This window comes from Paraglaciecola sp., assembly GCF_030730205.1.
In the GTDB taxonomy this organism is placed as follows: domain Bacteria; phylum Pseudomonadota; class Gammaproteobacteria; order Enterobacterales; family Alteromonadaceae; genus Paraglaciecola.
In genome coordinates this window covers 14,507-25,451 of sequence record NZ_JANQVQ010000013.1, presented here as the reverse complement: position 1 = coordinate 25,451, position 10,945 = coordinate 14,507, and the positions used below count along the sequence as shown (strand labels likewise).

The 10,945-nt window shown below is 43.1% G+C and carries 7 protein-coding genes; all 7 read right to left on the bottom strand.

The features are described 5' to 3' along the window. Window positions 1-124 precede the first annotated feature (124 nt). The gene (locus NWQ57_RS01015; protein ID WP_306020072.1) at window positions 125-316 is read right to left on the bottom strand and encodes a CsbD family protein; all 192 of its coding nucleotides are present in this window, start codon (window positions 314-316) and stop codon (window positions 125-127) included. A gap of 261 nt (window positions 317-577) precedes the next feature. Further along, the gene (locus tag NWQ57_RS01010; RefSeq protein ID WP_306020070.1) at window positions 578-1,276 is read right to left on the bottom strand and encodes a dienelactone hydrolase family protein; all 699 of its coding nucleotides are present in this window, start codon (window positions 1,274-1,276) and stop codon (window positions 578-580) included. Between the two features lie 24 nt (window positions 1,277-1,300). Continuing rightward, entirely contained in the window at window positions 1,301-2,413 is a 1,113-nt protein-coding gene (locus NWQ57_RS01005; RefSeq protein WP_372340869.1) for a fatty acid desaturase, read from the bottom strand. 16 nt (window positions 2,414-2,429) lie between these two features. Next, window positions 2,430-3,473 (bottom strand): flavin reductase family protein, encoded by a 1,044-nt coding sequence (locus NWQ57_RS01000; protein ID WP_306020068.1) that lies wholly within the window; start codon window positions 3,471-3,473, stop codon window positions 2,430-2,432. Between the two features lie 423 nt (window positions 3,474-3,896). Further along, a complete protein-coding gene (locus tag NWQ57_RS00995) occupies window positions 3,897-4,304 on the bottom strand; it encodes a DoxX family protein (protein WP_306020066.1) in 408 nt (135 codons plus the stop codon). A gap of 99 nt (window positions 4,305-4,403) precedes the next feature. Further along, window positions 4,404-5,381, bottom strand: coding sequence for an alpha/beta hydrolase (locus NWQ57_RS00990; protein WP_306020064.1), 978 nt, complete (start codon window positions 5,379-5,381; stop codon window positions 4,404-4,406). A gap of 68 nt (window positions 5,382-5,449) precedes the next feature. After that, the gene (locus tag NWQ57_RS00985) at window positions 5,450-10,795 is read right to left on the bottom strand and encodes a pectinesterase family protein (RefSeq protein WP_306020063.1); all 5,346 of its coding nucleotides are present in this window, start codon (window positions 10,793-10,795) and stop codon (window positions 5,450-5,452) included. Window positions 10,796-10,945: the final 150 nt, after the last annotated feature.

Genomic DNA, 10,945 nt, shown 5'->3' with positions numbered 1-10,945 from the left:
AAGGGTAAGGTAAATGCAGTGCTGTAATTGAACAGGTATGTACGTTCATGAATTTTTACACTGCAGGGTACATAAAAAAGGGCGCTAACATTAAGGGGTGGTTGCTGTTAACGCCCTATTGTGGCTAATTAAAGAATGAGTCGACTTCTTTTTCGGCTTCTTCTTTACTTTTGCCGTATTTTTGCTGAATTTTGCCAACTAATTCAGTACGGCTGCCATTGATTTTATCCATATCATCATTGGTCAATTCACCCCATTTCTTTTGGGTTTTACCTTTTAGCTCTTTCCAATTACCTTTAATTTGATCGCTATTCATTGTTATCTCCTTTATTAATTCAAATGAAGTGCTGTTTGCCAACTGAGATTTGCAACCACCAGGCCAAGTTAAAAAGTTATTTAGATTCAATAGCTTATATTTTAAATATAAAAATTTAACTCTCTTATGCATGTTATTCCTACAGAGCCGTTCCGTAAAAATTACACAGCAAGATAAACAAAGGATTGAATTACGCAGAAAACGCAGTATGAAGCTCATTGGCTTACCAATGAGCTCGAACAAGATTGCTAGTTTGTGATGCTAAAGGTGTTCAGATAAAAACGTTAAGGTGCGCCCTAGGGCGAGCGCAGAGGCTTTTTGATTAAACATTGCTGGTCTTCCCCAACAATTAAAACCATGCTCAGTATCGGCATAATCGTAAAAAATGGCCTTGGCTTTGTCCTTAAATGCGGATTTTACTTTACTCACCGCTGCTTGACTAATGTGGCTATCATTTTTGGCATAGTGGAACATAATCGGCAGAGTAAGCTGCTCGCTTAATTCTAAACAGCGATCAATGCCTCCACCGTAATAACACACAGCAGCATCTACTTGACTACTCGCTGCGGTTCTATAAGCCAGTTGTCCACCCATACAATAGCCTACTACTCCCACCTTTGCTGTCACTGCAGGCAAAGAGCGCAGGGTCGCCACTGCATCTTTTATATGCAAAGCGGCATCGGCAAAGTCCATTTTGCTATAGTAATCGAAGGCTTGTTGATTACCTGCATCGTCATAATTGAGTGACACCCGATGCTCGAACTGCCAAAATATATCAGGGGCTAAAACCACGTATCCTGCTAGAGCATATTGGTCGGCTACCGCTTGGATATGTTCATTTACTCCCCATATTTCCTGAAGCAAAATTAAGCCGGGTCCCTTGCCACTTGGGGGTAAAGATAAATAACCAGAATACTCGTTATCACCTTGCTGTTTGATGGTTATCCAATTGCTGTGCATTTTTATCTCCGTGTTGAGTTTTTGCTATAGCATACTTTGAACGCGGTGCTTTGGATTAACTAATCGTGTCGTTTTTGCCCCACCAGGAAACGAATACCGAATTATGCGCCAAAACACGCTCACATACTGGCTAAAAAAGCTACCCGTGTTATAAGCAATACCATATTTAGCAGCAATAGCCTGCACATCAACAGCCATCGCGGGGTAATGGCGTGCGGGGATATCAGGAAATAAATGATGTTCAATTTGGCAGCTCAAATGGCCAGTTAGTATATGTAAATATGTGGGGCCAGTGAAATTTGATGAGCCCAACATTTGACGGTAATACCAATGACCACGGCTTTCATCACTACATTGACTCTCAGTAAAGGTATGAACATCTTTGGTAAAATGCCCGCAAAAAATTACTGTTGATGTCCATAAATTACGGATGAAATTCGCCAGTAAATTACCCGCTATGACCCACAACCACATTGGCCCCGCTACCAAAGGAAAGAATAGATAATCTTTCACTAATTGGCGCGTGCCCTTACTTAAAAATGCTTTTTTTAATGCTTGATCACTGACTTGAGAATGGCGTCCGACCTTTTTCTTTTTGCTGAAAACTCGCTGTCCAGCCAATTCGTGATAGGCAATACCCCACTGAAATAACATACTTAGCAAGAGGTAGGTACCGCCTTGCCATAAATTACGCACACGCCAACGTAAGTCATTGCTTAACCTTAGCAAACCATAGCCAAAGTCACGATCCTTGCCGATAATATTGGTGTAGGTATGGTGTTCATAATTATGGGTTCGCTGCCATGAGCCTGCGTCACAGACGATATCCCACTCGTAACGCTTAGAATGTAACAAGGGATGATTCATCCAATCATATTGACCGTGTAATACATTGTGACCAATTTCCATATTGTCGAGAATTTTAGCTAGCGCCAGTAGCAAAACGCCTAAAAGCCAAAACCAGGGGGTGATAAATCCCAGTACCATAAAAATACGACCACTAATGGCACTTAAACGTTGTACCAATAACACCCGTTTAATATAACGGGCGTCAGACTCGCCTACTTGTTCTTGAACTTTTTGTTTTAGGGCGTCCAAATCGACTTGTAAAGCGTCTAATTGTTGAGCATTAGGCATCATCATGTTCGGGTCCTTACAGTTTTACTACTAATTCTGTCACGGGCTGGCTGACACAAAGTTGAATTTGTTCTTCGCCATGCCCACTCAATATACCCGTTCGCATATCTCGTACCTGACCAGTGACTTTTTGACACACACATTGAAAACATACGCCCATACGGCAAGCAAAACGGGGCGATAGACCACTATCCTCTGCCCCTTGCAGTAAACTCACCCCTTTGGCTATATGCGCAACCCTATTCGTACCTGCATGAAAAAAGGTCGCCTGGACGAGATCTTCAGCATTTTTTTCATCAACTCGTATTACACTTAATCCAAATTGCTCTTGAAAAATGCAATCGTCCTGAATGTTGAACATATTGAGTTGATGACGCACGATTTGCATAAACGCAGGTGGACCGCATAGGTAATACTGATCACTTTGAAAATGGGCCAAAGAATCAATAAAACGCTCAGCCGATTCAACGGCACTGTCGCTGATGAATAAAGAAAATTGCTTGTGTTGTTTGGCTAAGGCTTGCAGTTCAGGCAATAACGCAGCGTTTTCCGCCGTTTTTACCCGGTAAATCAACGTTACCGGTGCGAGCCAATGTCGTTGACTCAGTAGCATGGCGGCAATGGGGGTAATGCCAGACCCCGCTGCAATAAACGTGGTGCTTTGTTGACTATTTGCCCAAACAAAATCGCCTCTTGCCTTGCTTACATTAAGTCGATCGTTAACAGCGAGACCGGCTAACAAAGGCGTAAAGCTGCCATTGTGCTGCACTTTACAGCACAGGTGTATTTCACGGTGGCTTTGCCAACGAGAAACCGGTGAACACAGACTAAAAGTCCGCGTAACTATTCTGCCATTGTTAATTAAGAACAAATCAATATGTTGCCCCCCACTAAATCCAGGCCAACGTTTTGATACCTTGAGTTTAATATAAAGCATTCCCTGTGCTTTTTGCTCAAGGCTAATAACCTTGGCACTGAAAGCATTTGGTAAGTAGTCAGGCCACAACACGTTAATAAGGGGTAAAATGTAGAGTATAAAAGCAGGTTGATTGCCTAGCATAAGGCAAAATGAACACCATAAACGTCGAAAAAAAGCCATCATTACACAAGATTTTACTAAGCTGCTAAATTTGAGCGCACAGTTGTACACTAAACTTACTGGTTTGGCCAGCCATATGATTTAAATAAGCACTAAAATTCAATTAACTTTATGAATTTTATAAACTTAGTTTATTCTTAAAATTATGAAATTTATCGAGCTAAGCGAACAGCTGTTTATATTATGTAAAGAAAAAAGAAGGTAAATTAAAACAAACTTAAGAAACTGGGCCTGTATTTATGCGCAGAAGTTGACGGTAGTTTGCCATGTTAAGGGAGGCATGTAGCATAGCGCATTTCAACTTATCACTTAGTGCACACTGCCGCCCTGTCTGCTTTTTTATATTGACTAACAGGGTCACAGTTAATGATTCGCTTGATTTGTTTATCGATGACGATTATCTAAACTAAATGGGCCCGTACCTCTGGCTGCCAGAACAAGTAAACCCGCCATAATGGCCATATTTTTAACAAAGTTCTGGGTTTCATGGGCAACATTTGCGCCTTCTGGTAGGTTCCAAAAGTTATGCATGTACACACTAATAACCAAGGTCAGTCCAGCCAAGATAAAAGCCGCGACTTTGCCCTTATAACCGACGATAATCGCAAAACCTGCACTTAACTGAATAATGATGGTTAAGATCAGCAAAGGGTTAATAAAAGGCACATCGTGTTTTGCCATGTACTGACTCATTCCCTCGAAACTGCTTATTTTTTGTATGCCCGGCAAGATAAAATACAAACCGAGTAATACGCGGCCAGCCATCAAACACAAGCTATCGAATAAATTCATACTGGTTTGCCTTTTACTTGTTCAGTTAATGAAGCCTAGGATGCTACTGCCCTTTTATAAGCTTGTCAGCTTTGTTTTACCTAGTCACATGCAAATACCTCAAGGAAGAGCTTGTAAAAAGGCATCGATAGGCTCGACTATGCCACTAAGCCACGGGTCAAATAGCCAAAATGGATGCGGTGCATGCTCTAAGGTAACAAGGCGTGCACGTTTGCCATGTTGTAGTAATCGCCTTTCAAGGTCTTTAAACCCTGCTTTAAAACGGCTTTGACCACTGCTAATAAATAATAAAGATGGCGATTGATTGGTAATATATTGTGGAATTGACACCTGTTGCCACAGGGCTGTTTTATCAGCAAAACGCCCTCCTAACCAGCGGGCCAGCGCCGAATCTGAATTGCCGTTTTTATCTTCTGCGAGTAAGCCCTCTCCTGAAGCCACGTCAAGCACACCGTCTAAATTTACTACAGCATTAACCTGATAAGCGTTTGAGTTTGGAATAAACACATTATGCTCGGCGCTATAGGCCACCAACGAAGCTAAATGCCCACCTGATGAACCTCCCAGAAGGCTAATTTGATTTTTATTAAAGTTAAAGGTACTTGACTGTGAACTAAGCCACCGGATCCCCTGGTAGATATCTTCAATCGCTGCAGGAAATGCTGCTTCGGGGGATAAACGATATTCTAAACAAGCACTTACATAGCCTCTTAAGGCCAGTGCTTTTGCAAGTTGATGCATATGAGTTTTATGGCCAGAGCCCCATCCTCCGCCATGAATAAGTAACACGGCGCGCCCATTGCGTTGGGTCGTGGGGCGCATGATGTCCATGGTGAGTTCACGACCTGAGGCATGGCTATAAACGTGATTAGCTGTGATGTGAACTTTATCCTCAACATTTATCTGGGCAATACGCAACTCAGGGTAGGTATTCTGGTACTTCATAAAACTGCTCTGTACTGAGTAGCGTAAATCTTGCGGATAACTCGTGTTGGCTGACAGCGCTTTGTCGCACATAAAACCAGCAAAAAGTAAAATGAATAAGGAGTGATAGTGCGTTGCCATAATTCTTTTCATACTGTTCCCTGAAAAAATAAAGGGTAGCCTCAGGCTACCCTTTACATTTAACTAAACCACACATGCTCTTAATCAGTATATTGAATTCGCAAATTATCCAATACTACTGTCGCGCCAGTTTCGGTTCTGATTTGTAAAAACGAATTGGCGTTTGCCACCAAGCCAGCTACTTCTAAGGTGCCAATAGTTAAGGTATTTGCATCTACTGCAAAAAACTTCGATGCTCCACCATGCTGAGATTGGCTACTACTGGAAGTATTATTATTCACATAGATTTGAAAATCTTTGCTAGTGTCTGTGCCACCTACACTGATGATATCCATCACCACTTTATAGGGTTTACTGAGGTCGAATACGCCCGTGCCGGTGGTATCATTTTCAGTTGTACTGACGCCCGGTGTAGTATTGCCAACAGTAAAGCGCGCACTTGCAAGACTGAGTTGCTCGTTCACGATTGACAAACCATCACCGCCACCTGTCACGTAATACATCGCACTGACACCATCACCCGCTAAACTTTTATAGTCTGGACTTAAAAAACTGGTGGCGTCTGTGGTTGAAAAGTCTTCATTTAATAGGTCTGCTGCTGGCAGGTATTCAATCCGCAGGTTGTCTATTACCACGCTTGCGCCAGTCTCCGTTCTAAATTGTAAAAACGAATTTGCATTGGCAACTAATCCAGGTATTTCTAAGGTACCCACAGTCAACGTGCTCACATCGACACCATAGAATTTTGATGCACTGCCATGCATAGACTCGCCACTACTAGAGGTGTTGTTATCAACATAAACTTGAAAGTCTTTTGTGGTATCTGAGCCACCAACACTAATGATATCCATCACTACTTTGTAGGGTTTGCTTAAATCAAACACCCCCGAACTGGTGCTAGGCGTATCATTTGAACTTGTGGTGCTTGAAGGGGCGCTATTACCTAGGGTAAAACGGGCACTAATTAAGTGAAGCTCACCATCTATTAACTTGATATTACTGCCTCCCCCAGTTGCCTTATACAAGGCTGCACTACTATCACCGGGGATGTTTTTATAGTCAGCACTAAAGAAAGTAGCGGCATCAGGGGCACTGAAGTTTTCACTGTAAGGTAAGCTTACATCAGTGTCCACTGGCGTTTGACCACTGTTATCAATCGCCGGGATATCAAGGTTACTTTGGTCAAGTTTACCTACACCAGAGAGGTTGATAACATTGATTTTTACTACATCAGCTTGCTCTAACTCATAATCATAAGGAACAACATAACTGCTGGTTGATTGACCATCTTGCGCACTAATTTCCCCGCTGTCTGGTGTCGTCCATGTCACGCCATCGCCAAGAATATTGCCAGACAAATTCCAATAGCCAACCACGTCAGTATAGAAAGAGACAATGGGGTTTTGGGTATTTTCAAACACGTTGTTTTCGATCAACAGTTCAGCACCGCGACGCGAATTAATAGCCGTTGAGTGAATATTGTTAAAATAGTTGTTATACAAATGCCCATAACCGTATCTGAATAAAGGCAAACGAGATTCAATATTTTCAAACCGATTGTGATGAAAGGTAATATTGCGTTCGGTATTACTACTTGCCGTGTCAGGCTCGGTATGGCCATGTAATGACGCTTTCCAATGATCATGTAAGTAGTTATATGAAATCGTAATATTTTTGGCACCACTTTTGGTATCAATTAAACCATCGTAGTAGTCTTTATCGACACTCATGGTGCTGTAAAGCTCATTGTGATCAATCCAGATGTTTTCGGTGGTTGAGCCGTCTGTATCACCTTCAATTGAAATTGCGTCTTTGCCACCCGTTAGCACATGATGAATTTTTAAGTTTTGAATAATGATGTTATTGGCGCGACGAATTTGAATACCAATACCGTCAAATTCACCACGGTCTGCGACACCAATAATTGACACGTTATCCATGTCTTTAATGTCGATTGAATTACCGCTTCCGCCGCTGTTGGCATCAGTGATGGTGCCATCAACGAAGATGGTAACAGGCACATTGGTGTTTTTCGCTTCGCTAAGTGCATTGATAAGCGCTACACCATTATCAACGGTTACGACGGTGCCGCCAGCGCCACCGGTGACATCAAAGTTATGCCCAGCAAAGCCTTTATCCGCTAAGATTTGCCCCACTACCGCGGCGTTATCAGCCGCAGGATCCCAGCCTTGATTGCTGTTGTAACTAGCAAATATCGACACACGGTCACTTAGATTGGCAACATCACCTGCACTGAGTACATAGCCACCTACACGGGCACTTAAGTCTAATAGATTGCCCGCCATGTCCATGCTGCCGTATTCTCTCCAACCACTGGTCGCGGTTGCGGTTGCAGGATTTGGCGCAGGCTGGCTATTAACCCCCAAGACTGCCCAACCAGAGCTCGCAATATGAGTATCAAACTTATTGTTAATCAAGGTAACGTTATCAAAATAAGACGAGTTGCCGCCGCTTCGAGCAATGTAAGTCGAGTTATCTAAGACATCATTGCCAATTGGGCCAGGGCCATGGGTAAACTCACTGTTTAAAAATACAAAGCCAGGATCGCTTTCTACCGGCACGCGGGCTTGCAGGATATAACCACCTGAAGTATCCGTATTAGGATCGCCGTTTTTAGAGTCACCAATGGTCCTGATTTCGCTTTCTTCAAACAAGGCCGTTACTGGATAGCCCCAAATAAAGTCAACATTCCCTGCAACCAAGGTATCAAAAAACCAGCTATAGCCTTTTAACAACAAAGTGTCTTGTTCACTGATAAAGTTAGCTTCTTTGGCTATCAAACGATTATTACTATTGAAGTAAATCGTTTCAGCTTGATTTGAAAAGGCGTTGGAACGTATATGGGCATTTTTCAGCGTTAGTTTAGTCAAGGTCAATAAGTCTGCACCTTCAACTAAAAAGACACTACGTCCACCGTTTGGTGCGCCTGTTCCAGGGGCTTCACTACCACCAGAGCCGGTATTTTTCGTATCGTAGTTAACGAATTGAATAAGCGTGTTGTCGCGACTTTCACCGCTAATTGTCAGATTATTCTTATTTCGTAAATATAAAGGCTCGTTGTACGTGCCATCTTTAACCATGATTGTGGCTGGTGTATCTGCTGTAAGATGCTGCATGGCGTAGTTTAATGCTGCCTGCACAGTTCTAAAGTCTGCAGTACCGTCATCATCTACCGTTACACTCGCAGCACTTGGTGCACTCGTCTTGGTGGTAAAATACCAATTGCTGTTTTCGCCTAAGCCAACGAAATCAACACCGTTTAGCTGAGTGCCACTGACCACACCATTACCTATCACTACATAATAAGTGGTGTTGTAGTCAAGCATGCTGTTGTGCGGTTTAATTATCAATTGATTACCATCAACCCACATCAATTCAGTATTTAAACGACGCACTCGGTCTTGACCCTGATAGCCTAATGAGTCGATTTCGCTACCAACGTTAATGATATCGACTAAAGCGTCATTGCTGGCATCAAAGATTCTCACTTCGCCGATGCTACCAAGAGTGGGCACACTATCAAAAGTAAGGCTTAAGGTTCCGTCAATGTACTGTGAGGTGGCCGCAATGGCCGGAGATACTTTGCCTGATAAATCGCCATAGCTTTCTGTCGGCATCACAAAACCTGCGGCTACTGATACTCTGATTGTGCGAACAATAGACGGGTCAGAGCCTGATACCACCGTAATATCACTGGTACCTGCGCTAAGAGGCGTTAAAGTCAGTTCATTGCCAACTAATTCCGCTTTTACAACGTCTGAACTGGAAGAGGCAACCGTAAAGGTATCGACTGTTAGCCCGTCATTTTTCATTGCGGTAATATTGATCACTAAAGGATCAGAGGTGGTAGAGGTATCCCATGCTTGTTCTTTGTAGTCCAAAGTCAATTGAATGGGCTTAACGCTCGGATCCCCAATTTTAAGATCATCAAGCTCGAAAGAACGATTATTGGTAAAAATACCACTGAGGCCCTTTGTGCTGAATGTAGAATCCGACGCACTGCCCATTAATTCACCGTCAAGATAAACGCTGAGCTCGGTGTCGATCATTTCAAAACGAACGCTGTACCATATGCCATCGCCTTCACCGTTTTTCTCACCTAAGTAAATTGGCGACTTTGTTTGAACCGGACGTGAAATAGATCCGTTAACACTCACGGCCACTTCTACTTGGGTACTACTAGGTGCATTTTGAACGTTTAAACCTCCACCATACCAGTTGCCCGCACTGTCATAACGGCCTAACAAATAAAGTTGTTTGTTAGCGGTGGTGCTATTTTGTCTTGGACGAATTTTCGCTTCAACAAAGTAGTTGGCATTTTCGGGAACATTGGCCATGGCAGCTTCAGTGAATAGCATTAATTCACCACCGGCACCTCCTGCGTTATAACGCAATACGGTATTACCCTGGTCCACGTAAGTGTCAAAGAAGCCGATGGCGCCTTCGGTATTGGTGTCTTGAGCCAATAAGTCATAGTTGCTGGTAACACCTTGAGTGAAATCATCACAAAAATATAAATCGGGCTCTGAGGCGCAGCTAAAACCGGTTGAGAAATATTCAATACGAATATTATCAACCACTACCTTTGCCCCACCCTCTGTACGAATTTGTATAAATGAATTTTTCGTACCAACAGTGCCTGGAATGGTTAATGTGCCGACCGTTACATTGCCCGCTTCTTCGTTATAAATACGTGAGGCGCCGCCATGCACAGAATTGCTGCTGCCGCTGGTATTATTATCAATATAAACCTGTAGCTTTTTGGTCGCGTCGGTGAAGTCCACAGCCACTACATCCATAACAATGTTATAGGGACGACTTAGATCAAACACACCAGTACTTTGCAGATCGGCTGAGCTACTTGTATTGCCGGGTACTGCGTTTCCAATCGTAAAACGTCCGCCGTCAAGTTCAAGACCAGAATCAAGCACAGTAAGCGAACCACCCGTTTTGGTGTAGAGCGCAACATCAAGATCATCTGCGTCTTTTACCGCAGCATAAGCTGAGCTAAAAATGTCGTCTGTAACACCTGCAAAACTACCATTAAATGGCAACGATACGACTGGGATATCTTTTGGTGGTGCAGGAACTGTCGGTTCTTCTGGTTCCTCCGGCTCTTGAATTGGCACGCTATCAGCCACGGTTTCAATTTTCAGATTATCAATGGTGATATTACCGCTGCTGTCGGTACGTAATTGAAAAAATGAATTTTTAATTGCAGGATTTAATATACGCGCAGCGGGATCACTCGGCTCAAGGCCTGTCACATCACTACCTGGTACATAGGTGTAGGTAAAGCGCTGGCCTACTGGTGTATTGGTTTCGTTGATGTCCATATCGTAGATTTTTGACGCCGCACCTTGCACAGAGTTAACCTGACTCGCGGTGTTGTTATCAACGTACATAGATAATTTGCCAGAGGCAGTATGCGCAATGACGTCAAAGCTAATAGTGAAGCCTTCACTTAAATTGAATATACCAGAACCTGCAGTATCGTTAGGTGTGGTTGATGCGCTGGGGGTGACATTACCGATACTAAAGCGTGTGGCGGCGAG

What these genes read in the sequence shown, in the direction of transcription:
- NWQ57_RS01015 (WP_306020072.1), bottom strand. Translation starts at nt 316, where the DNA reads ATGAATAGCGATCAAATTAAAGGTAATTGGAAAGAGCTAAAAGGTAAA.
- NWQ57_RS01010 (WP_306020070.1), bottom strand. Translation starts at nt 1,276, where the DNA reads ATGCACAGCAATTGGATAACCATCAAACAGCAAGGTGATAACGAGTAT.
- NWQ57_RS01005 (WP_372340869.1), bottom strand. Translation starts at nt 2,413, where the DNA reads ATGCCTAATGCTCAACAATTAGACGCTTTACAAGTCGATTTGGACGCC.
- NWQ57_RS01000 (WP_306020068.1), bottom strand. Translation starts at nt 3,473, where the DNA reads ATGCTAGGCAATCAACCTGCTTTTATACTCTACATTTTACCCCTTATT.
- NWQ57_RS00995 (WP_306020066.1), bottom strand. Translation starts at nt 4,304, where the DNA reads ATGAATTTATTCGATAGCTTGTGTTTGATGGCTGGCCGCGTATTACTC.
- NWQ57_RS00990 (WP_306020064.1), bottom strand. Translation starts at nt 5,381, where the DNA reads ATGAAAAGAATTATGGCAACGCACTATCACTCCTTATTCATTTTACTT.
- NWQ57_RS00985 (WP_306020063.1), bottom strand. Translation starts at nt 10,795, where the DNA reads ATGTACGTTGATAACAACACCGCGAGTCAGGTTAACTCTGTGCAAGGT.